This window comes from Micromonospora sp. IBHARD004 (genome assembly GCF_052814115.1).
The window spans coordinates 2,783,055-2,808,118 of the sequence record NZ_CP199934.1 but is presented as its reverse complement, the minus strand read 5'-3'; the positions used below and the strand labels follow the sequence as shown (position 1 = coordinate 2,808,118).

Annotated in this window: 22 protein-coding genes and 1 pseudogene; 10 read left to right on the top strand and 13 right to left on the bottom strand. The window is 67.7% G+C overall.

All coding sequences use genetic code 11. The annotated features are described in order from the left end of the window. Positions 1 to 13 precede the first annotated feature (13 nt). The 5 genes from ACTWO6_RS13625 to ACTWO6_RS13605 all read right to left on the bottom strand — a co-directional run bounded on the left by ACTWO6_RS13625 (position 14) and on the right by ACTWO6_RS13605 (position 7,423). Complete coding sequence (locus tag ACTWO6_RS13625; protein WP_446219978.1) at positions 14 to 844, bottom strand: SDR family NAD(P)-dependent oxidoreductase; 831 nt, start codon at positions 842 to 844, stop codon at positions 14 to 16. A gap of 96 nt (positions 845 to 940) precedes the next feature. Continuing rightward, positions 941 to 1,276: a hypothetical protein gene (locus ACTWO6_RS13620; RefSeq protein ID WP_446219977.1), complete on the bottom strand. Its 336-nt coding sequence runs from the start codon at positions 1,274 to 1,276 to the stop codon at positions 941 to 943. After that, positions 1,273 to 4,767 carry a glycoside hydrolase family 38 N-terminal domain-containing protein gene (locus tag ACTWO6_RS13615; RefSeq protein WP_446219976.1) on the bottom strand — a complete coding sequence of 1,165 codons (3,495 nt, stop codon included), beginning with the start codon at positions 4,765 to 4,767 and terminating at the stop codon, positions 1,273 to 1,275. The genes ACTWO6_RS13620 and ACTWO6_RS13615 overlap by 4 nt, the downstream gene beginning before the upstream one ends. Further along, positions 4,764 to 5,765: an aldose 1-epimerase gene (locus ACTWO6_RS13610; RefSeq protein WP_446219975.1), complete on the bottom strand. Its 1,002-nt coding sequence runs from the start codon at positions 5,763 to 5,765 to the stop codon at positions 4,764 to 4,766. Before ACTWO6_RS13610 ends, ACTWO6_RS13615 begins: the two co-directional genes overlap by 4 nt. Positions 5,766 to 5,911: 146 nt before the next feature. Then, positions 5,912 to 7,423 carry a family 43 glycosylhydrolase gene (locus tag ACTWO6_RS13605; protein WP_446219974.1) on the bottom strand — a complete coding sequence of 504 codons (1,512 nt, stop codon included), beginning with the start codon at positions 7,421 to 7,423 and terminating at the stop codon, positions 5,912 to 5,914. A 233-nt stretch (positions 7,424 to 7,656) separates the two neighbouring features. Between ACTWO6_RS13605 and ACTWO6_RS13600 the strand changes: the two genes are divergently transcribed. The 5 genes from ACTWO6_RS13600 to ACTWO6_RS13580 all read left to right on the top strand — a co-directional run bounded on the left by ACTWO6_RS13600 (position 7,657) and on the right by ACTWO6_RS13580 (position 13,114). Beyond that, a complete protein-coding gene (locus tag ACTWO6_RS13600) occupies positions 7,657 to 8,742 on the top strand; it encodes a LacI family DNA-binding transcriptional regulator (protein WP_446219973.1) in 1,086 nt (361 codons plus the stop codon). Positions 8,743 to 8,965: 223 nt separating this feature from the next. Further along, positions 8,966 to 10,477, top strand: a complete 1,512-nt coding sequence (locus ACTWO6_RS13595; RefSeq protein WP_446219972.1) for an ABC transporter substrate-binding protein — start codon at positions 8,966 to 8,968, stop codon at positions 10,475 to 10,477. Positions 10,478 to 10,678: 201 nt separating this feature from the next. Beyond that, positions 10,679 to 11,506: a carbohydrate ABC transporter permease gene (locus ACTWO6_RS13590; RefSeq protein WP_446219971.1), complete on the top strand. Its 828-nt coding sequence runs from the start codon at positions 10,679 to 10,681 to the stop codon at positions 11,504 to 11,506. A gap of 3 nt (positions 11,507 to 11,509) precedes the next feature. Then, entirely contained in the window at positions 11,510 to 12,346 is an 837-nt protein-coding gene (locus tag ACTWO6_RS13585) for a carbohydrate ABC transporter permease (protein ID WP_446219970.1), read from the top strand. Positions 12,347 to 12,682: 336 nt separating this feature from the next. Continuing rightward, positions 12,683 to 13,114, top strand: coding sequence for a hypothetical protein (locus ACTWO6_RS13580; protein ID WP_446220880.1), 432 nt, complete (start codon positions 12,683 to 12,685; stop codon positions 13,112 to 13,114). Between the two features lie 263 nt (positions 13,115 to 13,377). On the opposite strand, the gene ACTWO6_RS13575 is transcribed toward ACTWO6_RS13580, so the two are convergent. Beyond that, positions 13,378 to 14,223 carry an AraC family transcriptional regulator gene (locus ACTWO6_RS13575; protein WP_089014984.1) on the bottom strand — a complete coding sequence of 282 codons (846 nt, stop codon included), beginning with the start codon at positions 14,221 to 14,223 and terminating at the stop codon, positions 13,378 to 13,380. Positions 14,224 to 14,355: 132 nt separating this feature from the next. Between ACTWO6_RS13575 and ACTWO6_RS13570 the strand changes: the two genes are divergently transcribed. Continuing rightward, on the top strand, positions 14,356 to 15,111 hold the full coding sequence (locus ACTWO6_RS13570) for a phytanoyl-CoA dioxygenase family protein (RefSeq protein ID WP_446219969.1): 756 nt from the start codon (positions 14,356 to 14,358) through the stop codon (positions 15,109 to 15,111). Here ACTWO6_RS13570 and ACTWO6_RS13565 read toward each other — a convergent pair. From ACTWO6_RS13565 to ACTWO6_RS13545, 5 genes are all read right to left on the bottom strand, one after another. After that, complete coding sequence (locus tag ACTWO6_RS13565; protein ID WP_446219968.1) at positions 15,042 to 15,317, bottom strand: helix-turn-helix domain-containing protein; 276 nt, start codon at positions 15,315 to 15,317, stop codon at positions 15,042 to 15,044. The genes ACTWO6_RS13570 and ACTWO6_RS13565 overlap by 70 nt on opposite strands. A 598-nt stretch (positions 15,318 to 15,915) precedes the next feature. Then, positions 15,916 to 16,983, bottom strand: coding sequence for an integrase core domain-containing protein (locus ACTWO6_RS13560; RefSeq protein WP_446219967.1), 1,068 nt, complete (start codon positions 16,981 to 16,983; stop codon positions 15,916 to 15,918). Between the two features lie 324 nt (positions 16,984 to 17,307). Then, the gene (locus ACTWO6_RS13555; protein WP_446219966.1) at positions 17,308 to 17,997 is read right to left on the bottom strand and encodes a peptidoglycan-binding domain-containing protein; all 690 of its coding nucleotides are present in this window, start codon (positions 17,995 to 17,997) and stop codon (positions 17,308 to 17,310) included. Continuing rightward, a complete protein-coding gene (locus ACTWO6_RS13550; RefSeq protein WP_446219965.1) occupies positions 17,994 to 18,161 on the bottom strand; it encodes a hypothetical protein in 168 nt (55 codons plus the stop codon). Before ACTWO6_RS13550 ends, ACTWO6_RS13555 begins: the two co-directional genes overlap by 4 nt. Before the next feature lie 434 nt (positions 18,162 to 18,595). Then, on the bottom strand, positions 18,596 to 19,927 hold the full coding sequence (locus ACTWO6_RS13545) for a carboxylesterase family protein (RefSeq protein ID WP_446219964.1): 1,332 nt from the start codon (positions 19,925 to 19,927) through the stop codon (positions 18,596 to 18,598). A gap of 298 nt (positions 19,928 to 20,225) precedes the next feature. Between ACTWO6_RS13545 and ACTWO6_RS13540 the strand changes: the two genes are divergently transcribed. Then, positions 20,226 to 20,435 carry a helix-turn-helix domain-containing protein gene (locus ACTWO6_RS13540; RefSeq protein WP_446219963.1) on the top strand — a complete coding sequence of 70 codons (210 nt, stop codon included), beginning with the start codon at positions 20,226 to 20,228 and terminating at the stop codon, positions 20,433 to 20,435. Positions 20,436 to 20,545: 110 nt separating this feature from the next. Next, a complete protein-coding gene (locus ACTWO6_RS13535; protein WP_446219961.1) occupies positions 20,546 to 21,556 on the top strand; it encodes a transposase in 1,011 nt (336 codons plus the stop codon). 119 nt (positions 21,557 to 21,675) lie between these two features. On the opposite strand, the gene ACTWO6_RS13530 is transcribed toward ACTWO6_RS13535, so the two are convergent. Then, the gene (locus ACTWO6_RS13530) at positions 21,676 to 22,872 is read right to left on the bottom strand and encodes a TolB family protein (RefSeq protein WP_446219960.1); all 1,197 of its coding nucleotides are present in this window, start codon (positions 22,870 to 22,872) and stop codon (positions 21,676 to 21,678) included. A 7-nt stretch (positions 22,873 to 22,879) separates the two neighbouring features. On the opposite strand from ACTWO6_RS13530, the gene ACTWO6_RS13525 reads away from it, so the two are divergent. Next, positions 22,880 to 23,638: an IclR family transcriptional regulator gene (locus ACTWO6_RS13525; RefSeq protein ID WP_446219959.1), complete on the top strand. Its 759-nt coding sequence runs from the start codon at positions 22,880 to 22,882 to the stop codon at positions 23,636 to 23,638. Between the two features lie 99 nt (positions 23,639 to 23,737). Here ACTWO6_RS13525 and ACTWO6_RS13520 read toward each other — a convergent pair whose 3' ends face one another. Continuing rightward, a complete protein-coding gene (locus ACTWO6_RS13520) occupies positions 23,738 to 24,055 on the bottom strand; it encodes a hypothetical protein (protein WP_446220879.1) in 318 nt (105 codons plus the stop codon). A gap of 42 nt (positions 24,056 to 24,097) precedes the next feature. Here ACTWO6_RS13520 and ACTWO6_RS13515 point away from each other — a divergent pair. Continuing rightward, positions 24,098 to 24,430 (top strand): annotated as a pseudogene (locus tag ACTWO6_RS13515) (DUF2470 domain-containing protein); the annotation flags it as partial. Positions 24,431 to 25,064 lie beyond the last annotated feature (634 nt).

Below are 25,064 nucleotides of genomic sequence, written 5' to 3'. Positions count from 1 at the left end.
CCAGTCCCCGCCGTCATTCGGGCAGCGCCACGGCCAAGTTGGCGAGCAGTCCTCCGTCGACCCGGATTTCCGCGCCGGTGACGAAGCTGGCACGCGGACCGGCCAGGAACGCGATGACCTCGGCCACCTCGTCGGCGTGGGCGACCCGGCCCAGCGGGTGGCTGGTCCCCCAATCCCGCAGGACGTCATCTTCGGCGCGGCCGTTGCCGAACTGCCGGGCCGAACGACGAAGCATCGGCGTGTCGACGGAGCCTGGTGAAACCACATTCACCCGGATGCCGTCGGCCGCGTGGTCGATCGCCATCGCCCGGGTTAGTGCGACGATGCCGCCCTTGCTGGCGGAGTACGCCGCTACCCCCTTCTGGGTCGCGTGGGCCTGCACCGAGGCGACGGCGACGATGGCGCCGCCGCCCCGCTCCCGCATCCTGGGTACGGCGTGGTGCGCGGCGAGGTACAGGCCGCGTAGGTTAACGGCGATGACCTCGTCGAACCCGGAGGCGGTGGTGTCTACGACGGTGCCGTACCGCTGGATGCCCGCGCAGTACACCAACACGTCCAGCCCGCCGAACCGGTCCGCTGCGGTAGCGCACAACCGGGCCATGTCGTCATCGTTGCGCACGTCGCCCACGTCGCCGTCCACCACGGCCCCCTGGGCGCCCAGCCGGTCCACGACAGCCTTCACATCATCGGCCTCGTGCCCGCCGATGACGACCGCCGCGCCGGCGCTCGCTAGCCGCAGCGCAGTCGCGGCGCCGATGCCGGTAGACCCGCCCACCACGACCGCTACCTTGCCGGCAAGGTCGCTGGCGTACACCATGTCGCCATCCTCCATCCGTTCACCCATGCCGTCCTCCTCGTCGTTCGGCGGTTATCCCCCGTCCACGACCGCCCTGGAAAGTGGTCACCGGACCAGTCGGTGGGCGGACATGGCACCTTTCAATCAGTCGTGACGTCCGTTTCCGTCGGCGGTCACCGTGAGGGTGAGTGCGCTGCTTCGAGACTCACCCGGCTCGACCCGTATCTGCGTGCCGGTCTTCGCGCGCGCGGCCACCAGGCCGGCGCATCCGGGTCGACATCGCCGCGACTGCAGCAGGGGCGCCTGCCCGGGCGTCAGCTGGATGGCGTCCGGTGCGGCAGCCACGAGGGTCTCGATCGCCGCGGGCATGTCCTCGATGCCGGTGAGGAACGACGGCTCGCCGAAGAAGCCGTGGTCCACGGCCACGTCCAGGCAGCGGCCAGAGGCGGGGTTGAACAGGCGGTTGAGGCGGTAGTTCACGCCGGCTCCTTCAGCGCGACGGTGACGACTTCGTACGGGCGCACGGTGACGGCTATGGTGCCGTCCGCACGGACGGTTAGCGACTCGACCGGTTCTTCGGTCGCGGTGCAGCGCAGCGCGACGGCTCCTGGGCCGGTGTGCGGGTGCCGGACCGACGCGGTGGCGGCGGTACCGGCGAGCTCGCGGAGCCGGACCACGATGCCGCTCGCCCGGCGACCGGCGAAGACCGAGGCATCCACGTTAGATGGCAGGGCGGCGTCGAAAAGGGTGCCGGCGGCGGACCGTCGCGGTGTGCCGCCGCCCTTGTCCAGCCAGGTGACCAGGTTGGACAGCACCGGCGCGCGCAGGTCGCGGCCGAGTCGCCAGGCGGCAACCGGGTCGTACGTGGACAGCGGGGTGAACGCGTATCGCAGCATGACTATGCCGTCCTGGCTGGCCGGCGTGTTTGTCCACCAGTAGTTGTTCATGACCCAGGAGAGGACCATGCCGCTCGGGGTGGCGGTGCGTGGCCAGCGACCACGCACGATGTCGCCGAGGGTGAACAGCGGCGCGTCGGCGCTTGCCCAGGCCACGCAGAGGTCCGGGCCGGCAACGGTGACGGCGTCCTGCGCCGTGAACCACTCGTTGCACGCGCCGGGCTGGTGATCGCGGGCGGGGTCGACCCAGCCCTGCTGCCGGTCGTACCGCACGATCGGGTCGGGCACGGCGAACGGGAACGCCACATACACCGACTCCTTCGCCAGCTCGGCCTCCTTGACCAGGGTGACGGTGAGGTCAATGCGGTCAGTGTCGTCGTGCAGTCGCAGCGTCGTACGCACCACGGGCAGGCTTGGCGCAGCGCCGACCGCGCTGATCTCCCAGCCCCAGGGCAGACGGCGGGCGCCCTCGGCCCGCATCGCCGCCGCGTTGACCGTCAGCTGTGGTGGGGGCAGTGTCGGGTCGATGTCGTTGAGGGAGGTCGCTTCGTCGCCCAGTCCACGCCCGCTGGCGGTGCCGCCACCGGTCACGTGTAGCACGTCGCCGAGCGCCCAGCCATGGCTCGGGTCGAGCAGCTCCCGGTCGAGTCGGTGGTGGCGCAGGCTGGTCGGCCGGCCGGTGTCCGGGTCGAATTCGACCCGGTAGCGCGGTGTATCCAGAGTTGACGGCACGGGGCGGGTCGTGGCCTCACGCGGCGGCGCAGTGTCACGGCGCACGGCGTACGTCGCATAACCGAAGCCGGGCAGCGGGCCGGTGCGCACCCGGACGACCCCGGGCGCAGAGCCGAGCCGGATCGCGGGTAGCGGGGTGCCATCGAGCGTCTCGACGCGCTCGTCGGCGGCCAGCTCCACCTCGATCTCAACGTTCCGCGCGAAGCTGGCCGGGTTCGCGACCACCAGCGCCGGGCCCTCGGTGGGCACGAGCTCGGCCAGTTGGGATAGTGCTCGCCGGGCCTCGTCGGTCGCGATGCGCAGCCCTTCGTCGATCTGGCCGATCTTCCAGTCGCGCTGGTCGATCACATCTGCCGAGTGCGGGCGGATGGTCGCGTGGGCCGCGGTCCAGGTGTGCTCGCAGCCGAGCAGCAACCGGCGCCAGCCCTCGTCGAGGGTGGACAGGTCTGGGCGTATGGTCGGATCTGCCGCCGCGACCAGCGCGGACATGGCCTCGGCCGCGGGCATGAGGGCTTGCGCGCGACGATAGCGGGCGATCGCAGCGGCCTGCGTGCCGACGCCGTCCTCCCAGTAGCTGCCGCCGTCGCCCTCCAGTACCGGCAGACGGTCGGCGAGCGGGCGAATGGCGTCGAGATAGTCGGCGATGGTGCTGAAGCGCAGTCGGGGATAGGCGTACCGGGCATTCCACCGCTCGACCAGGTCGGCGTATCCGTCGGCCACGTCCTCGTTGTCAGCGTGCGTGCCGACGATCGGCAGGTCGTGCGGGACATAGTCGGGTCGGTCGTAGCGGGCCGCGTAGCGCGGGAGTGACGCGGACATGCCCGCGAGCGACGGCGGGTCCGCGCACATGAAGCGCAGTTGAGAGTACGAGTCGGAGAAGTATGCGACCACCTCGGCGCCGTCCGGGCCGCGCCAGCGAACCGGCGAGAGCAGGTGCAGGGTGTCGCTGTCCGGGTTCCCGCCGCGGGTGTGGTTGGCGATGCCGAAGAAGCCGGTCAGCCCCAGCGCGGCGACGATCGACGGGATCGCCTGTGGGTACGACGGTACGTCGGTGAGGTTGGCCGTGCGTATCGGCAGGCCCAGGTCACGGCCGAGCTGGGCGGAGAGGTAGGCCGCCCGGTAACACTCCTCGATGCTCGCCACGCCGGCGAGGAACAGGGCGTAGAACGCGTTGACGCCGACCTGGCCCGCGCGGATCGCCTCGAGTGCCGCGGCCGTGGGCGCCTCGGTGCGGGACCGCAGGAAGGTCTCCAGGATCATGCTGCCGTCGATCGTGAACGCATAGTCGGGTGTGTGACGCAGGATCCCGGTCACCCGATCGATGTTGCGGTTATGCAGCTCGATGACCTTCGCCTGGTTGTCGGTGTAGCCGACGTCCAGGTGCACGTGAGGGATCAGATGCAGCGTCCAGCGCCGTGCGGGGCGGAACGGCGCCCGGGGCAGCTCGACCCGGCGGCCGTCAAGGTCGAGCGTAGCGTGGGCATCGATCTCGGTCTCGGTGTGGGTGTCGGTGTCCGAGCGGGCGGGCACCGCGAACCTGATCCGGGTGTCGCCGAAGTCGACGCCCTCCACAGGGGATGACCGCTCGTGGGAGCCGACCCGCAGGGCGGCGGTGCCCGCGGCGAACCCATGCGGGGATGTCAGGTCCAGGTCGACCAGCTCGAAGAGGTCGCCGTCGCGTTCGACGTACAGCGAGGTGGGGCAAAGCCGCAACGTCGGTTCAGCAGGTGTGGTGCCGGCGGCGAGCGAGAGTCCCCGCCAGGACAGTGCGCTGCCGAACCACACGCCCAGATGCGGCAGGTGCGGCCGCGTCTTCGTGAGGTCGGGCTCGACCTCCTCCAGGCAGTGCGTGGTCAGGATGATCTCGTTCCGGCCGGGCCGGATGAGCCCAGGCCGCAGCGGGACGACCCGGTCGATCGGCCCCGAAATCGGCGACGGCGGCATCGGCGCGTGGGCCCGGTCGTCGCGTACCGGGTCGAGCAGCACCAGACCGCGCCGGCCGTTGACGGTGACGATGAGATCCGGACAGGGGCCGTGGCTGGCCAGCGCATGCAGGTGCAGGTCATGCCAGAGCTCCTCCGAGCCGGCCGGAGCGTCGAACCGGATCGTCGCGTCCGCGGGCCGCCAGCCGTGCCCGGCGTCAAGTGGGCCCGGCTGGACCGCCGGCCAGTGCGTCGAGGCGTCGCTGCGGCCGATCTCGAAAATGGGACCTCGCTCGACCGGGTCCGGTCTGTCCACCGGCGAGTACGGCGACGGCCGCGCGTCGGTGCCGGCGTACCAGTGGTCGGCGAACTGACGCGGGCCGGCAGCCGGGTCGCCGATCTGCCACAGTCGAATACTCACGCCAGCTCCCGCACGGTGACGGTGACGGACGCGGTCCGCGTCTCACCGGGAGCGAAGACGACCTGGGTGCCCGTGTTGGCCCGTACGGCTGCGATGCCCTGGCCGGGGAAGCTCGTTGCCGGCTCGATCGCCAACACGTAGGCGCTGCGATACCACGGGAATCCCGCGCCGCCACCCGCCTCCAGCCAGTACCACGCGTGCGGCAGGGTCGCCGCGTCCCAGTCCAGCTCGACGGCCAGGCCCAGGCCGGGGTTGCGGATCGCCGCGTGACCGCAGGTGAAGTCGGTGAGGTAGCCCATCCGGTCGACGCCTGCGTCGGGTGCCGGGATGCGGGTCAGGTCAACGTTCCCGCCGCCCCGGCCGGGGACGTGCGGCCATGTGGCGCGCACGCCGAGCGCGAGGTCGCCGCTCGGCGTGTCGCGCCGGTCATCGACAACGAACGTGCCGGCGGTCGTCTCGATGAGCGTGTCCGGCCCGATCAGCGGCGCCCCGAAGGCAGGGTGCTGGCTCCACATCGCCTCAATGGGTTCGCCGCCGACGTTTGTGATGGTTTCGGTGACGCTGAGCCGGGCGCCGTCCAGGACGACCCGCTTGACGATGTCGAATGGACTGCGTACGAGCCGGGCGCGCAGCTCGACGCCGCAGCCGCCATCGGCGCCGTCCACGGGCGTCCAGTCGAACGGTGTCAGCCAAACCTCGCCGTGCATGCCCCAGGCGACGCCGTGTTCGGTGACCGCGTCGCCGCCGTTGGGGAAGACGGTTTGCCAGCCGCCCGGGTACGCCTCGATCAGTCGGGCCACGTCGTGCTCGCTCGTGGTGACGGCGCCGCGAGCGCGCAGCCCCCATGGCGACTGCCACAGCAACTCGGTTGCCGTGCCAAGCCACTGCAGTGACAGGACATCGCCACCCTTGCCGGGCAGGACCTCGGCGGACAGCAGATCAGAGCCGAGCCGGACGATCTCCCACCCGCGCCGTTCCACGACGTCGAGCTGTCTCACCGCCGCGCCTCCTGCCGTCCGCTGCTGGCTCTTGGGCGGTCACCGTAACCCGCTCCGACAACGTTGTCTAGACCCGATCCGCCTCGTGATCAGAGCGTCCCCCATGTCGTTAGGACGGCATGACGGACGCTCTGATCACGGAGGAACTAGTCGGTGCCTTGGCGGTCCTGCCGCAGGTACGCGGTGCCGTGCGTGAACGTCCGGATCTCGAACGTATGGCCCGCGCGGCCCTCCCACGCGAACGGCACGATCATGAACTCATAGTGGCTGGCCTGTTGAAAGTCGTGCCGGAAGATCTGCCGCGTGGCGATGATCTGGCCCGCCGTCGCGTCGTATACGTCGATCGTCGCCACGAGGTCGTTGCCGGCCGTGACGTTGTCGATCGCGAGCTTGACCACGCCGGTGTTCCAGTCGGGCACCACGTTGTTGTTGTACGGCCCGTACGCGAGAAACCCCGGCCCGTCGGACGTGTTCGCCGACCAGCCGTCCCCGTCGGGGCGACCCACCTGGTGGTACGGCATCGACTCGGTTTCGAACACCAGCCCCCACCCGCCGTTGGTCTCGTTGGAGACCTTGGCGCGACGGGTTACGCTGCCGAACTGGCCGATACTGCGGTAGTACACCCACCGCTCCCCGCCGAGGCTGAGGAATGCGGGCCCGTCGTTACCGAACCCGCTCTCTGGAGCGAGCACCGGGTTCTGCCGGTACTTCGTCCAAGGGCCGGACGGGCTCGGTGCCCGGGCGAGCCCGCTCGACCACTGCGCGGTCTCAAAGGGGGCGTCAGTGCTGCCCTCGTAGACCATGTAGTAGTACGAGCCCTCCTTGACTATGTCCCGTTTGCCGATCGTGCCGGCGTCCCACGAACCGCCCGGGCCAGTGCTCAGCACCGGGTTGCTGCCACTCTTCGAGAGCGAGGTGAGGCTCGTTCCGCTGGCGAAGCCGACGCGCACGTCCGTGCCGTCGTACCCGTGGTAGTAGAGGTGCCAGGTACCGTTCTCGTACCACAGGTTCGGCGTACCGATGTTCGCCGACTCCCACCCAGACGGGTTGTGCGTGAGGATCCGTCCGACCTTCGTGAAGGTGACTCCGTCGGTCGATGTCGCCAGGCCGATGTCACCCGGGTTGGCGGGGTTGAAGCCAGCTCCCTCGTACACGAGGTAGAACGTGCCATTCACGTACGCCACGCCAGGGAAGCTCGCGATCCGGTCGTCCCAGGAGCCGGACGGCCCGGTGTCGAGCACGATGCCGTGGTCGGTCCAGTTGACACCGTCGGTGGACGTCGCGAGGGCGGTTGCGAACGTGCCGTCGGGCTTGTTCCTGATGTAGTACGCCGAGATCTCTCCTCCGATGGTGACCGTCGAAATGAAGTGCATGTTGAACGGTTCGCCCATTACCCACTGCTTGTCGACCTTCAGGAACGCCTCATTCCGGTCGTACAGTGCGGAGATGGTCGCGGGGTACGGGCTGTCGCTGGCGCTTGCCTGGCCGGCGTATCCGACCGTGGCGAGGACCACGGCGGCGATCACCGCACACAGCATGCGCAGCGATCGATGAAGCGCGACGTCAATGTCGTTCCTCCTTCGCGATTGGGGACGGGCCACGCACACGTGGCGCCCCAGTCGTGCGCAGCGAATGGAGCGTTCGTCCTGGCGCGGCATCTTCGGGTTCGTGATATAGATCGCGATCTGTCAGCTAGAGTAAGCACAGGGTGACAACGTTGTCTAGTCGAGATCCCCGCCCAAGGTCGCGGTGCGTGGCGCGGAGAACACCGCCTGCGCGGGCCGCTTGCGGTGTCGACAACGGAACGTTCGACAGCAGCGACGGTCCGCAGCTGCGTGCGATCATGGGCGGGCGCTAGCGTGACAACGTACGAATGCGATGGAGGCGGCGCATGAGGAATCGACGGCCGACGATGGTGGACGTCGCACGGGAGGCGGGCGTCGGTCTCAAGACGGTCTCGCGGGTGGTCAACGGCGAATCGGGTGTAAGTCCCGAGATGGCCGACCGAGTCTTCCTGGCCGTCGCCAAGCTGGGCTTCCGCCGTAACGCGATGGCTCGTGACCTGCGCGCGGGTCGATCCACTGCGAGCGTGGGGCTTGTCATCGAGGATCTTGGCAACCCGTTCTACAGCTCGGTCGCCCGCGGCGTCGAGCAGCTGACACACGACCGGGATTTCGTGCTCATGACGGCCAGTAGCGAGGAGGATCCTGAGCGGGAGCGCGCACTCGTGCTCGAGCTGTGTCAACGACGAGTCGAAGGCATGATCATCGTGCCGACAGCGCTTGACCACAGCTTCCTCCAGGCCGAGATCGAGATGGGCTTGCAAGTCGTCTTCCTCGACCGGCCGGCGACCGGCCTCATCGCGGACACCGTGTTGGTGGACAACCGCGGCGGCGCCATCGCCGCCACGGACTACCTGCTCGATCGCGGCCACCAAAGGATCGCCGTGCTAGGCCACGAGGCGAAAGTCTGGACGATGCGCGAGCGCCTCGCCGGCTTCCGTTCGGCGCTGGCACGCGCGGGCGTCCCGTACCCTGAGGACCTGGTCTGCCTCGGCCCGCTCACTCCGGCGGACGCCGCCACCGCGACAGCTCAGCTGTTGGACGGTGGCGACCCGCCGACCGCGTTCTTCGCCTGCAACAACCGAATGACCGTGGGTGTGCTCGCCGAGCTGCAGCGTCGCGGCGGCGCGGCGGATGTCTCGGGGTTCGATGACATCGAGACGGCGGGCCTGTTCGCGCAACCGCTCGCGCTGGTCTCGTACGACGCCGCCGAGGCGGGCCGGCGGGCGGCCCAACTGCTGCTCGAACGCCTCGATGGCCGGCGCACTCCGCAGCAGGTCGTCATCCCCACGACGCTCGTGCGCTACGGGTCGGAGACGGCCGGCCGGCGCGCACCCGCCGCAGGTGCCGGCTCGCGCACACGCGCCACAAGGGCCAGCACGAGAGCCGGCTCGGGCTCCGGTGCCGGTGGCTAGCGGCGGGGCCGCTCGCAACCACCACCGGCGCTAGGTCTCCGGCTCCGGGTCTCGGCGCCGTAACGACAAGGTTTCGGCGCATCCGTTGACAACGTTATCTTCGCCACCCTAGCCTTTGCCGCACCCACACCGGCGAGGCCTCACCAAGCAAGGCCCCAGCGCCCGCCGAGCGACAGGACTGTCGGGCAAGCCGCTCGGCGGACCTTCATTCGAGGAGGAACGGTTGCGCGGATACACCCGACGACTGGCGGCCGCAGGCATGGCTGCCAGCCTCTTCATGCTGACGACTGCCTGCGGCAGCGACGACGGTGACAAGGCCGGCAATCTCTCCGGCGACCTGCGGGTGCTCGCCTTCGATGGCACGTCCAACTGGAAGGCGCAGCTCGAAGCTGCGGCCAAGGACTACGAGGCCAAGCACGCTGGCGCCGACATCAAGATCGAGATGGCGCCGTACGACGGCTACAAGGACGCCCTCGAGACCCGGCTCGTCTCGCGCACCGCAGCCGACCTCGTGATGGTCGAGCCACCGATGGTGCAGGGGCTCGGCGGGCGCGGATTAGCGACCGACCTGACCGGTGCGCTCGGCAAGGCGAATTCGTACGGCGGCACCGGCACCTGGCGTGACGGCTTCCGCCCGGGTTCGGTGGAGTCGACGATGGACAGTGGCAAGGTCGTCATGGTGCCGTGGTCCGCGGTTTGGGTCGGCCTCGCCTACAACAAGAAGGCATACGAGAAGGCCGGCATCACCACGCCGCCGGCCACCTGGCAGGACTGGATCGCGGCGAACGACAAACTCAAAGCGAGCGGCCAGGCGCCCCTCTACACCGCCATCAAGAACGACGACGCCCAGACGTGGTGGCTGCTGACCACCATGCTGCAGGCGCTCTACCGGCCCAAGAGCGAGCAGATCAACCTACGGCACGCCGACGGGTGGAAGTACGACCATGCGAAGGCCGCCTCGGTGGCGGGCGAGTCGTACACCCCGGACGAGCTGTACGTCGCCTTCCGCAAGGGTGTCATCGACCCGGCCAAGTCGGCGGAGTACCGCCGCGCGGTGGAGCTGATGCTGCAGCTCAAGCCGCACCTCAACCCTAATGCGCTCGCCGCCAAGGGCGCGGAGGTCGAGGACAAGTTCGTCTCCGGCGCCAGCGTGCAGGACCTCACCGGCACCTTCGCGATTCCGGGCATCCTGACGAAGATCGGTGGGCTGGCGACGGACAAGCAGTTCGAGATCGGGGCGACCAACTTCCCCTCGATCACTCCGACCGACTTCCCCGGCCTCACCGCAGGTGGCACCAACCCGCTGGCCGGCACGCGCAACGGCTGGATGATCCCGGCGGCCACCAAGCAGAGCGCACTCGCCGTGGACTTCCTGCAGTTCATCACGAGCCCGGACCAGGCGACCAGGATGTGGGCTGCCAAGGGCGACAGCGGGACGACCGCCGGTGACCCGGCCGAGATCGTCGGCGTGCAGTACCCCGCCTCGTTCACGAAGGTCGACACGATGGCGAAGTTCGCGGAGATCCCGCTGTACGGATTCGGGATGCCACCCACGTTCGACACAAAGGACTTCGACGAGTTCATCGCCCAGTGGCAGGGCCTGTGGAGCGGCAAGGCGAGCATCGACCAATTCTTGTCGCAGCGGTCCAAGTCCAACTTGGATGCACTCGAGCGGAACCTCAAGGTGTCCGCTGCCCAGGTAGACCAGGGCTTCATCAAGCGCGAACTCGGATAGGCAAAAATCGGGTCCCGGCGGAGGCAATCGTCTCCGCCGGGACCCGGCTTCCGTCAGGCGGGGAAGGGCGAGGGGATGACTCAGGTTCTTGAAGGGCGGGCGCCCGCAGCGACGGCGTCGCCGCCGCGTGCCGCGCGCCAGGAGTCGGCAACGACACGCCTGACGCACGCGCTCCTGCCGTACGTTCTGGTCCTGCCTCTCGTGGCCGTGCTTGGCGTCTTCGTCCTCTACCCGTTTGGCCAGGCCATCTACCGCTCGTTCACGGAGTGGAACGGCGCGAATATCGACGAGTTCGTCGGCCTGGCCAACTACCGGGCGCTGTTCACCGAAGATCCGCTGTTCTGGCGATCCATCCGCAACGGGGGCCTGCTCACCGTAGCGTTCGTCGCGCAGTCGGTGCTGGTGCCGCTGGGCACGGCCTGGCTGATCCACCACCTGCGCAGCGACCGGGTCCAGTACTGGCTGCGCATCCTGCTGCTCGTCCCGGCGGTCGTACCCACGGTCGTCGGTTTCCTGGTGTGGAGCCAGTTCCTGCAGCCGGACGGGTTGGTCAACCGGCTTCTCGGCGCGGTCGGGCTCGACTCGCTCGGCCACAATTGGCTAGGCGACACAGAGGTCGTCCTATTCGCGCTGATCCTGGTGGGCCTCCCCTGGCTCAACGGCGCGAACACCCTGATCTACCTGGCGGGCCTGCTGACCATCCCGCGCGACCTCTACGAGGCGGCTCGCATGGACGGCGCCGGCCGCTGGCGGACCTTCTGGTCGGTTGAGCTGCCGCTGCTACGCGGGCAGACTCGGCTGCTGGTCATCCTGTCGGTCATCCTCGGCCTGCAGAACTACGACAACGTTTTCCTGCTCACTCAGGGCGGCCCGGCCGATGCCAGCGTGGTACCGGGCCTGCTGCTCTACAACAACGCCTTCCGTTACGGGCAGTACGGCTACGCCGCCGCGATCGGAGTCGTGCTCTTCGTGGTCATCTTCGTCCTCACGGTGCTCGGGCCGGCTCGGCCCTGGCGAAAGGAGCACTGAGCCATGGGCCCGAAGAGGTGGCGGTCTAGCGCGGGCAGCGCCGTGCGGGCACTCATCCTCGTCGTGTTGTTCGGGGCATCGCTCTACCCGATCGCCTTCGTCGTAATTTCTTCTCTGAAGACGAAGTCGGCGTTCGCCACCAACTACTTCTTGCCCGATCGTCACGTGCACCTCGACAACTACCGCACTGCCGCAGGTGAGGTGCTGCCCTCGGTCTGGAACTCGGTGCTGGTCAGCACGGCCACCGTCGCGCTCGTTCTGGCCTGTGGCGTGCCGGCGGCGTACGCGTTTGCCTGGCGTCGCTTCCGCGGCCAACAGCTCATCTACACCGTCGCAATCTGCACGATGATGGTGCCGGCCGTGCTCACCTTCGTGCCGATGTTCGTGCTCGTTCGCGATGTCGGGCTCATCGACACGCAGTGGGCCATGATCCTGCCGTACACCGCGGGAACCGTTGGTCTGTCGGTCTTTCTGCTGCGAGCCTTCTTCCGCGCTGTTCCCCAGGAGCTGGTCGAGGCAGCGAAGCTCGACGGCTCCGGCGACCTGCGCGTGCTCTGGCACGTTGTGCTACCGCTGAGCCTTCCGACACTGGCCACCCTCGTCACGCTCAACGTGCTGTGGACGTGGAACCAGTTCCTGTGGCCGCTGGTGACGATCAGCTCCGAGGAGCAGCGTCCCGTGCCGGTGGCGCTCGCGTTCCTCACCGGCGATCGGTACAACGTGGACTACCCCCAGCTGATGGCCGGCTACGTGATCTCCGCCCTGCCGCTGGTCGTCGTACTGGCAATCACGATGCGAGCGTTCATCCGGGGCATGCTCTCCGGTGCGCTCAAGGCGTAGTAGCACCCCAGCCCGCTGATCGACTCGACGTGGGCCTATCACCTCGCGGACCGATGACCAGGATCCCGTCGTGCGGGTGGATGTCGATGGGGTGGCCCGGGGCGAGCGTAGCGCACGTAGTAAGCCGCGTTCGGTCACCCAGCCAGAGCGGTCCGCACAAGCCATACCGAGCAAGGGCTCCCCGGCAAGGCGTGTTCTGGCGGACGAGGTGCGGGCAGCGCCGGCATGGGCGCCGGGCGGGGTTGTGGTCGGCCGGGAAACGGCGCGGTCGGGCACGGTCGCGGTGAAATCCCGGGCGACCAGGCGCCGGCGCGTTCGTGGCCGGGACCGGCGACCGTGGTGCGGATCTTCTTGCCGCGCACGACCCCGCGCAGTCCTGCGTTGCGCATGAGCCGCTCCACGGTTGCCCTGCCGAAAACTCCATCCGCCCTGGTTGGAGCCGGTGCGCGGGGTGGACGGGGTGCTGATCCCGATTGCGGGCTGGGGCTCTCGCACACCGGTGATCGGCACGGCATGATGGTCGGCCGTGCTGCTGCGAACGGCTTACCTGGGCGTGACGCCAGCGGTGGCGGCGTGCTGCCTATGGTGAGACCAGGTGTCCCGGTTCCTGATCCGGACCGTGACGGGAAGTTCCGGGCCCTGTTCGACGCCTTCCTGGCAGACGCGGGCATCGACGTCGTGCTCAGCGGCGTCCGGATGCCGCGCATGAACCCGATCATGGAGCGCTGGGTACAGACCTGCCGACGCGAACTGTTGACCGCAGCCTGATCTGGAACCAACAGCATCTCCTCCACGCCCTGCGCGAGTACGAGCAGTTCTACAACGGGCACCGCCCGCACCAGGGCATCGGGAACGCACGACCGTTATACCCGTTGCCCGCGCCGGTCGCCGACCCAGACAAGATCACCCGCCTCGACATACGAAGACGCGATCGCCTCGGCGGTGTTCTCCACGAGTCCGAGCATGCTGCGTGACCTGCGCGGACGAGGTTTCGGCAAGTGCAAGGCCTAGCCGGGCCTCGTGAGGCCCGGCTAGGCGGGCACGAACGCGTTTCGCGCCGCGACGCGGAACTGGCGTGGCGAAGCGCCGTGCGCATCACGGAATCGCCGGGTGAAGTAGCTGGCGCTGGTGAAGCCGCAGGTGTAGGCGATGTCGGCAATCGTGCGTGTCGTCGTGGCCAATAACGTGGCCGCGCGCCGTAAGCGCGCGTCGGCAACGAACTCGGTCGGTGTGGTCCCGTAGTAGCGGCGCATGCTGCGGGCCAGGTGCCCGTCGCTTACGTGTGCCAGTTCCCGCAATCGCGGGACTCCCTCGCGCAGGTGCTCTTCGTGGCTCATGGCGGCAGTTGCGGTCAGGAGCCACGCTGGGATCTCGAGTGGCTGTCCGGGCGTATCGGCGCCGTGTGTGAGCAGGTCGAGGACCTCGCACCAGAAGCGGATGAGGTCGGTTTGCCGGGGCGCGTCATGGAACCGTTCGAGAGCGGCGGCGCATGTTTGGGCACCGCGGTCGTCTCCGGTGTGTACCAGGGGCGGGAGGAACCCGCCCGCGGGGTCGGCTCCGGCGAGCCCGGTGAAGGCCCTCCAGCCGGCCGCAGGGAATGCGATGTTGTAGAAGTGCAGCCCACCGATGATGGTGTGGTGGTCGCGCGGACGGACGAGCAGCAGGTCGCCCCCACGAAGCGGCTGCCGGCGCGGAGGGCCGCCACCATGTGACACGAGTTGCTCGCCGTCGCCGGCGACGATGGCCATTATTTCGTAATAATCACGATGGCTGTGCGGGTGCGAGCGGCTCCTCAGCTCGACGAGCGCGGCGTGATATGGCCGCCCGAGTGCGTGGTCTTCGAACCGCTCCGCGCGTTCCGGCTGCGTTGAGGACACATCAACACAGTACAACTTCTGGAGAGCACAGAGCGTATTCCGGCTGGGGCCGCGAGTGGCACGGTGTGCGCACAGGACAACTCCTTGCCCGAAGGGAACGCCATGTCCACCGTCAGCGTAGGCAGAGCGTCAGTGCTCGATCAGTACGAGCGCGACGGCTACTCCATCTTCCGGAATGTCATCGACGCCGATCTCATCGCCGAGGCGAGCGCACACGTCGACTGGCTCGCAAAGCGTCATCCCGACGTGCGCACCGAGCAGCTGGGCCACATCTATCTTCGAGATGATCCGTTCTGGATCCGCTTGATCAGCGATGACCGGCTCCTCGACATCGCCGAGATGTTCATCGGCCCGAACATCGCCTTGTTCGCCTCGCACTACATCAGCAAGCCTCCCTTCACCGGGCAGACCGTGCTCTGGCATCAGGACAGCGCCTTCTGGCCGCTGGAGCCGATGGAGGTCGTGACGCTGTGGCTGGCGGTCGACCATTCGACGCCCGAGAACGGCTGTGTCCGGGTCGTCCCCGGCAGCCACACCCGAGAGATCGCGGCGATGCGGCCGAACACCGAGAAGGACAACGTTCTCGGACACGAGATCGCCTGCGACGTGGACGAGGCCGACGCCGTGGACATCGTGCTGCGCCCCGGCGACGTCGAGGTGCACCATCCCAACATCATCCACGGAAGCAACGCCAACGTCAGCCCGCACCGCCGATGCGGGCTGACTCTCCGCTACATCCCCACCTCTACCCGAATCCTCGGCGAGGAGCAGCCGTATCCGAGTGCACTGTGGCTTCGCGGAGATCTCGGTGTCAACTCCTACCAGCCCGTGCCGGTCTTCGACCCGGCACGCCATTTCCCGTTTCGGGACTCAGCCGCCTGGTCCTGAGCGGGGTCACCGGCGGGCGGCGGGCTCGTCGCCCGCCGGTGTTCACGTGGCGTCGTTCCGGTGAGCTGCCGGAACACGCGGGCGCAATGCTGGCCCGAGCCGTAGCCGCAGGCCAGCCCGATGGCGGTGACCGACAGGTCGGTCGTGGTGAGCAGGTGCCGGGCTTGGTGCAGCCGTCGCTCGTTGAGATATCGGTGTGGGGTCATGCCGATCTCCCGTGCGAAGAGCGTGGCGAGATACCCCGGGCGAGGCCCACGTCGCGAGCCAGTTCGTCGAGAGTCCACTTGCGCGTGTTGTCCCGGTCGAGCAGCTCCCGCGCTCTCGTGACAGCCGGGTGCGCTGCGAGCATTGGGACGGGAGGTCCCGCACCTCACGGGTGATCTCCAGAATCAGCCGGTCGACGGCGAGGACGAGGCCAGTTGTGCTGTGCCGTCGCGCTGCGGTCAGTTCGCGGCAGATCTGGCGAAATGCGTCGACCAGCGAGTCCGCGCCGGCCACAGTCAGCGTTGGTGGCAGGCCGTGCCAGTCCGGGGCGAAGTCGGGGTGCCGGCCCAGAACAGTCGAGATGTCCACGGCGGCGAAGCAGAAGGAAGCCTGCGCGATGACTCATGCTGCATCTCGTGCGGCACATGCGGAGCTGCCCCCAGCAGATCGTCCGGGTTGAGGGTGAACTCTTCGCCCCTGGCACGCCAGATGCTCACGCCGTGCATCTGAAGGTTGAACACTTCGGATGCGCCGAAGAGGTCACCGAGCAAGAAGCCCTGTGGGTTCCAAAACCCTGTCACGTGCGCTGAGCTGGTTCTTTTATGCGGCTCGTTTGTACTCGTTGATGAGCCCGCCGAGAACGGGCCGGCGTTTGATCCGCTCGTGGGTCAGGTCGATGACAGGACGATCGGAGCGTGGGGGCTGCAACTGCAGCGCTCGATGGGGACGCCACCGGTTGTAGCGACGGGCGTATTCGGCGAGTGTTCGCCGTAGGTGCCGTTCATCGAAGATGAGCATCCGATCTGTGACCTCTCTGCGGACGGTGCCGACGAACCTTTCCGCGTAGGCGTTCGCGCGCGGACTCTGCGGCGGGATCTTGCAGACGGTGATGCCTGCGTCGGCCAGGACGGCGTCGAAGGCGGCGGTGAACTGTCCGGCCCGGTCCCGGATCAGCACCTTGAACTGGTCGGCCCGGTCGCCCAGGTCCATGAGCAGGTTCCGGGCTTGCTGAACGGTCCACGGCCCGTCGGGGTTGGCGGTGACGCCGAGGATGTGCACGTACCGGCTGCCGACCTCCATCACGAAGAACACATACAGACGCTTGAGGGTAAGCGCGCAGTCCACATGGAAGAAATCGCACGCCAGCAGGGTCGACGCCTGCGTACGGAGGAACCGGCGCCAGGTGGTGTGATCGCGGCGGACCGGCGCTGGCGGTATGCCCAGCCGTTTGAGGATCCGGCGGATCGTGGACGCGCCGATCCGGTGCCCGAGGCCGAGCAGTTCGCCTTGAATGCGCTGGTATCCCCAGCCGGGGTTGGCCCGGGCCATCTGCTCAACCAGAGCGGCAACTACCGGGTCGATCGGTGGGCGCCCGGCTCGGTTCGGGTAGGTCCAGTGACGGGCGACCAGGCGACGATGCCAGCGCAGGACCGTGGCCGGAGTGACGAGCCGGTGCACCTTCAACGCCCGGGGCAGAAGTCTGATCCGGGCGGTGAGCACGGCTCGGTCCGTCCAGTCCAGACGCGGCTTCGGGTTCTGCCGGCGCAGGACCGCGCTCTCATGGCGCAGGACGAGGATCTCTACCTCCTTCGCCGAAGGTGTCTGGGTGAGCAGGGTCAGCCAGCCAGCGATGCGGCAGAACACGAGATACAGCAGACGCAGCGACACAAGTCCCGATCATTCCCGACACCGCGGGCCACGACATTCGCCCAGCTCAGTGACTGTGGCCCAATTCTGGCACCCCACAGGCCCGATCAGCCAGCATCCGCAGCAGCGCCGCCCCGACGTGCGACACCACACCCGAACCACCCGCGGTGACCCGCAGATCCCTCGACCACGCCGTAAGCTGCACCTCGGAAGTGCCTCCCTCGAAGAGAAACCTGTAGATGTCGCAATCACAAGTTTCCCTTGCAGGGCAGGCACTTCCGCTCATCTACACACCAACGAACAGCACACCTCGGCGATCACCATGAATCACCCAGGTTAACTGGGTTACAGCCGGACGCCGTAACGGCGGAGCGCGGCCCGAGTTGCCGGACCGACCCTGCCGTTCACCTTGAGGCCGGCACGGCGCTGGAACTCCCGAACCGCCTTGTCGGTGGCGCGACCGAACTTGCCGTCGAGTACCAGACGGCCGGCGTAGAGCGGGAAGACACGACGCAGACCCTTCTGGAGGGCGAGCACGTCGTTGCCGCTCAACATCGTCGTCTTGTTCCAGTACAGCGTCCGCTGCTTGACCGTCGGCTTGGTCACCGGCGGCTTCGGAGTCGAGATCGGCGGCTTCGGAGTCGGGGACGGCGGCGGGCGGTACGAACCCCGGAAGAACCACACGTGGTTGTGGTCGTAGTGGTTGTCCGTCGGGTCGCCACGGTCAGCCATCTTGCGACGGACACCAGGCTGGACGACGGTCGACGTGATGTGCTGCTCCCAGATGACGTGCCGAAGACGAAGACGCTCGCGGTTGGCCCAGATGTAGTTGCGGACGAAGTCACCCGCCGCCTCGTTGCGGACCATTAGGTCGAGCGCGAGGCCGGTCTTGTGCTCCGCGCTGGTGCCGATGCCCCACATGAACCAGATCTCGCGGCCGGCGGCCTTGGCGACGTTGTACAGCTCCTCCGCAATGGAGCGCGTCTCGGGCTTGACATTGCCCAGCTCGCTGCTGACGTAGGCGAAGCTGCTCATGTCGTCTCCTCATCATCGGTTGCGGCATCCGCGATCTCGTCCTCGGGGATCGGGGCGACCTCCTCGTCGACCTCGTCGACCTCTTCGGCCTCGAAGTCAGGCTCGAGCGTGTCGACGTCGGGAACGTCGGCGTCGAAGGCGTCGTGGTAGGGAGGCGTTTCCATTTGACTCCTTTCGGTTACCACAACTTTGTGTCGCCAGCTCTACGTTCGGCGAGTGGCCGGGGAAGAAGTCGCTCGTCGCCGTGGTGAATGGCGTTGTGGGTCTGATGTGTGGCTGTGATCAGGAACTCGGGATCGAGGATGCTCGAGTTCCCGTGCGAGATGTAATCAGCCGCCGGTTGACGCGTAGAGAGGGGCACGTCCGCTAGTGTCTCCTCGGTTGGTAACTACGAACGTCGCCTCCCCTCGGCTCCCGGCGGCTACTGACACACCGCCGGCTGGGGCATCTATCGCCCAAACCACTGGCACGAGTACCGACATGCCGCCTGACCCGCGCGGACGAGTTTTTCGGCAAGGGCAGGGCTCGGCCGTCTCGACGTTGACGCACGGCACCCGTCCGGTATCGAAATTCACCTTGGCGGACAACTCGCTTGGCCTCATGGAACGGTGAAGCCGAGCAGCCAGTCGTAGATGTTGTGGCCGGCGCTGAGGTTGTAGGTGCGGGTCCATGAGTCGTGGTCGACACCGGGATAGATGGTGAGCTGGGCGTCGCGCCGCGGCGGCGACGGACAGGCCGTCAGGTCGGCCATCGGCTCGATGCTTCCGGCTGGATCCACGGCGTCGTCGGCCTCGCCATGGAAGGCCCAGACGGCGACCGCACCCAGTCCGCACATCGCCGTGTCCCACGCCGGGCGGCCGTCACCGGCGATGGGGACCATGGCTGCGATCTGGGTGGCCGCATGCTCCGCGACGTACTCCCAGGCGGCGAAGGCGCCGCAGCTCAGCCCGGTCAGATAGACCTGCTCAGGATCGACGTCGTAGCTGGCGATCGCGTACGACAGGAATTTGTGGACCTCCGCGGGGGTGGTGCAGGCGGAGCCGTTCGGAGGATGGCCCAAGTCGTGCTGGATGCTCATCGCGCAGGAACCGAAGTGCACGACACCCTCACCCTCGCAGGGGGCGTAGTGCGCGTCGTTCTGCGGGCTCGCATGTTGCGGCGCCAACACCACGAAGGGACGCTCCGACGGCCACCCGTTGGTGCTGATGAGCCCGGGGATGCCGGTGGCGAGCAGGTTCCCCAACTGGGCGGCTGAGCCGTCACCGTTCTCACCGAACCCGTGCAAAAACACCAAGAGGGGACTCGGCTCACCCCCTCCGTAGCCGGGCGGAAGGTACTCGTAATAGCCGAGGGGTGCGTCCGTTGTCCCCGTCGGGCGAGGCGTGAGCCGCTGCGACGACCCCGTTCCGATCAGGTCGCCGGCGATCCGGCAGAAGCCGGCGAAGAACCCGGGGTGCGGGCCGCTGACCTGGGCGCCCAGGAACTCGAGGAAGGTCCCGCCGGGCTCGTCGTCACCGCCAGTGTCGAACAGGGTCCGGTAGCGGATCGCACCCCGATCTCGCAGCACGACATTGCCGGCAGAGTCCTCCACCACGAACGGCTGGCCCGCCTCGACCGACTCGAACTCGAAGACCGAACCCTCCACCCGCGTGGCCCTGATGTCGTGAAATACACCGTTGCCGCGCAGCACGAACCACTCGCCGGTGTCGAGGTTGGTGTGGACCTCCCGGTAGGAATAGTTGTCGGTGACGAAGAAGGCAGACTGGTTGTCGTGCTCGCCGGCACGAATGACGTAGTTCCCGCTGAACTCCGCCTGCACCTGGACGGGGTAGCCACAGTCGTTGTAGGTAGAGGACTCGGTCCCCGAGTAGTGGCCCTGGTCGACGACGGTAGCGCCGGCCGGCACGGCCGTAACGCCGATGACCACCATGACCAATCCGCCGGCCAACGCAACACGAAGCTTGCGCCTAGACCCTCGGTTATGGACTCTCATTCGGCTCTCCCATGGGTTGGGGTGGGTAGACGCTCCCTGGATCGGGGCGCGAGCTATGCACAGGATGGAGCCGTCGATATGGACGGTCCAGGTGTGCGAATCACTCACTGACACGACTGCCAGTTCGCCTCGGCGTTCGGCGTCCGGGCGTTCGAGGAGGTCCGACACCGCGCCGATCCCGGCCGCGTCGTAGATCCGACACGCTGGAGGGTTTCGGTACGCGATCATTGACGCCATGGACGACCACACCGTCACAGGCCGGGTGATGGCGGTGCTCGAGGCGGTCGGCGCCCTCGAGGAGGCGGCGACGCTGGCCGCGCTGACCCGTCACACCGGCATTCCGAAGCCGACCGTTCGGCGTATCGCGGCCGACCTGGTCGCCCGTAAAATCCTCAACCGCGACGCCACCGGCTACCTGTGGGGTTCCAAAACCGCGTCACGGTAGCTGACCTGGCCGGATCCGATGTCCGACAGTGTCGCCGGGCATGATCGTTGCTCGTGTCGCTACGACTTCTCTACCTCGTGCTCTGCCGCATCGCCGGCTGGCTTACCCTGATGACCCGCACCAGCGCGGCCAAAGACGTGGAGATCTTGGTTCTCCGTCACGAGAACGCGGTCCTGCTCCGCCAGAACCCCAGGCCACGTCTGGACTGGGCCGACCGCGCCGTGCTCGCCGCCCTGATCAGACTCCTGCCCCGGGCGTTGAAGCGGCACCGGCTCGTCACCCCGGCCACGGTGCTTCGTTGGCATCGGCGGCTGGTGGCCCGCCACTTGACCTACCCTCATCGGCCCGGCCGCCCGCCGGTCGACCCAGCCATCGCCGCCCTGGTTGAGCAGATGGCCCGAGATAATCCCGGCCGGGGCTACCAGAGAATCCGAGGCGAACTGCTCGGCCTCGGCCACCGTGTTGGCACCTCCACCATCCGCCGGATCCTCAAACGCTGCGAGATACCGCCGACGCCGGTACGCCGTGACCACACCACCTGGCGGCGCTTCCTGCGCACCCAAGCATCGACCATGCTCGCCTGTGACTTCTTCCATGTGGACTGCGCAATCACCCTCAAGCGCCTGTACGTGTTCTTCGTAATAGAGGTGGACAGCCGCTACGTGCACATCCTCGGCATCACCGCCAACCCGGACGGGCCGCGGACCACCCAGGCGGCCCGCAACCTGCTCATGGACCTGGGCGAACGCGCCGACCAATTCAAATTCCTCATCCGTGACCGGGCTGGGCAGTTCACCGCCGCCTTCGACGCGGTGCTGTCCGACGCCGGCATCACCGTGTGCAGGATCCCACCGCGCGGCCCGCGGGCCAACGCCTTCGCCGAAAGGTTCGTCGGCACCGTCCGCAGGGAGATCACCGATCGCCTGCTCGTCCTCGGAGAGCGACATCTACGCCGAACACTCGGCGAATACGCCCGTCACTACAACGGGCGGCGTCCTCACCGAGCGCTGCAGTTGCAGCCCCCGCGCTCCGATCGCCCTGTAGTTGACCTAACCCACGAGCGGATCAAACGCCGTCCCGTCCTGGGCGGACTGATCATCGAGTACGAACGAGCCGCATAGAAGCCCAGCCCAGACCAGACGACAGGGTTTTGGAACCCGACACGCCGCCGGAGCCAACACGGGCGAGCGCGAAGAGGAAGCGGCCGCAAGGCTCGCTCCCTTTCTTCGTTCCTCGGGCCTCAGTGCCGCGCTGCCGGCCCCCAGTCGATGAACCGGGGGACGATCGTTGACGACTGGAAGATCTTGTGGAGGTCCGACCCGTCGGGGCGGATCCGGTACATCGTAGGCACCAGGCCCGGGCCCTCGAGCCTAAAGACGATCCACTGACCATCCGGCGAGTAGCCGCCCACGTTGGCGCGGAACCCAGCCGGGTAATGCGTCAAGTAGGTCCAGTCGCTGCCGTCCGGCCGGACCGTCACAATGTTGACGGCTTCATCCGGGGCAGGCTCAGAGTTGTCACTAACGACCAAGTGCTGGCCGTCCGGCGACCAGTCGTGCTTGTAGGTGACCGAGATCGACGGCGAGATCTGGACAATGCCGCTGCCGTCGATGTTCGCTACGAACAAGGCGCCGTCGGGCGGGCCCTTGAAACTGGTCTTCCGACCATCGGGCGAGACGTTCGGATCGGGCCCACCAGGGTCGGTGATGAACCGCTTGTCGGAGCCGTCGACGTCCATGCTCCAGATCTGCTCGACCTCCAAGGCGACGTCGAAGCGGGTGTACACGAGCCTCGAACCGTCCGGAGTGAAGGACGCATCACCCTGGCAGAGACCCGGATCCTCGGCGAGGACGCTGAGGTCGCCTCCGTCGGCGTCCATGATGGCCACCGAACACTCGTTGAGTGTGAACGCGATCCAGCGCCCATCCGGGGACCAGTCCGGGAGGGCCGCGGCGCCGTCGACGTGGGTGATCTGGTGCAACTGGTGCCCGTTCGCCCGAACGGTGAAGATCTGCAGCCCCTGCTCTGTTTCGGCCTGGAAGGCGATGAGGCCATTGCGGCCTGGGAAGGTTGCGGCCGCAGCGGGCGCAAACGCGATGGTCGCGACGGTCGCGAGAGCCACAATTGCCAAGACCGCCGCTCCACGCCTTGGTCGTTTCATCGGGAAACTCCTATCTCGTCTGATTTGGCGATCAAGCCCGTCGTGGAATAGCTCGTTGCGACCACCGTGGACGCGCAGTGCTCCCTGGATCGGGGCGTGAGTTATGCACAGGATGGAGCCGTCGATATGGACGGTCCAGGTTTGCGAATCACTCACTGACACGACTGCCAGTTCGCCTCGGCGTTCGGCGTCCGGGCGTTCGAGGAGACCCCACACCGCGCCGATCCCGGCCGCGTCGTAGATCCGACACGCTGGAGGGTTTCGGTACGCGATCATTGACGCCATGGACGACCACACCGTCACAGGCCGGGTGATGGCGGTGCTCGAGGCGGTCGGCGCCCTCGAGGAGGCGGCGACGCTGGCCGCGCTGACCCGTCACACCGGCATTCCGAAGCCGACCGTTCGGCGTATCGCGGCCGACCTGGTCGCCCGTAAAATCCTCAACCGCGACGCCACCGGCTACCGGTTGGGCCCGCGTCTGCTGGAGTTCGGCGCCCAGGCCGCCTGGCAACAGGGCCTGCGCCAGGCTGCTACCCCGTACGTACAAGATCTCTTCGCGCGTACCCGTGAGATCGTCTGGTTGTCCGTCTTCACTGAGACGACCAACGTGGTGCTGGAAACCGCTTTCGGAACCGACCGGTTGGCCGACGTGCGCCGGCCCTGGCCGACCGCAATCCGCGGCGCGCAGTTCCTGACCACCGCGTGCGGGCGGATCCTTCTCGGCGACCGGCCGGACCTGACGGAATACCTACGCTCGCGACCCCTGCCAAGGATGACGCCGTACACTCCCACCCAGCTGGAAAAGGTTCTCGCCGCCATCGACACAGCCCGCAACGCCGGTGTCGCCATCGAACATCAAGAGTCCATGCGCGGATACAACTGCATCGCCGCTGGCGTGCACGGCCCGGACCGGCGGATCATCGGCGTCGTCGGTGTGGTCGGCCGGACCGGCAGCCTTGCCGTCGAACGCCTCGGCCGCCCATTGCTCGCCGCAGCCTCGTACATTGAGCAGGCAATCCACCGTACCCAGACCACGCAATAGCGGCCCCTCGGCGGCGGCCTGATCAGCGACTACCAACGCGCCGCATAACAGCAGGCCAGGGCCGTGACCGAGTTTTGGAACCCACAGGCCGCGGGCCGCTCAGTAGGAGCCGCCGTCGCTCCCGCCGCCGTCGGATCCGCCGTGGCCGGCGGCGTCGCCGTACCAGCTGTTCTGCGCGAACGTCCCCGGGTAGCCGTCACCGGGCGGGCCGCCCGTGTCGAAGGGGTACCGGCGCGGGCGGGGGCCGGAGCGGCCCATCTGTCGGACCGCCTGCCGGCCGGCGGCGAGCTTCTGCTCGCGGGTCAGCACGCGACGGGCCTTGGCCCGCGCCCGCGCATGCCACCGCCAGCCGGCGGCGGCCAGGACCAGAAGTACGCCGGTGAGGGCGGCAACGACCGCCCAGGCAGGTGCGGACATACCTCGACGGTAGGGGCGGCCGGCAAGACGATTCCTGTTCCCCTCACCCAGCAGCACAGCGCTGTCCTTGACCAGCTCGCGACGCTGCTCGACCCGGCGTTGACCACCAAGCCGGCGCGGGTCGTACCGGTCACTGTCGACGCCGACGGCATCGTGCTCCGCGCCGAGGCACCGGACAGGCACACCGATGTTAGGCTGCCGTTCGCCCATCGAGTCACCAGGAGCGCCGGCCTCGCCGAAGGACTACGGATGCTGCTTGCCGAGGCGGCACGGCGCGGATCCGCCCGTCCGCCCCGCACCACCGCTAGGGCGGAGCGACCTCCGGCGGCTGCTTGCGATCTACCCAAGGATGCGTGCGACATACCCTCCGTCTGACGGTGCGGGGTGACGCCCGTCCCACCCGGCGGTCTCGATCCGTGCCGCCAGGTTTGCGATCAGCCGCGGATTCGCGTACGCGCCCGCGCTGGAGACGTCCAGCCCGAACCGCATCACCAGTCGACCTCTCCTCGAGGGTCATTTGGTGGCGATGACAATACCGTGGATCCAATCCAGGGCACTCGATCCGTTACATGCTGGTGAATCCGGCTGCCTTGAGGCACTCCTCGTGCTGCCGCACGAGCCTCGGGTTTTCGTCGAAAACACGCGCGCGCCTGCTCCGGATCGCCGGAGTCGTCGAGGTATGCCGCATAGCGGATCAAGGAGGAAGGTGTCGCGGGCGGTCTCCGGTTACTTGCCGGCCCGCAGAGGCCGGGCCCAGCCGCGAAGGAATCCGGCCAAGGTCCGGGACAGCCCGGCGGTGAGCTTCTGAAGATCAAGGAGTGGAATGACAACCTGTCCGACTCAAGGAGTCCAACAGCGGCGTGCTAGACCAGGCAACCATGCCAAGCAATGAAAAGAGAGTTTCCGCAAGTCGCTGACCTGCGGAAACCCTCTCGCTGTCGGGACGGCCGGATTCGAACCGACGACCCCTTGACCCCCAGTAGTCCGGTGGCCCAGCGGCATGCTCACG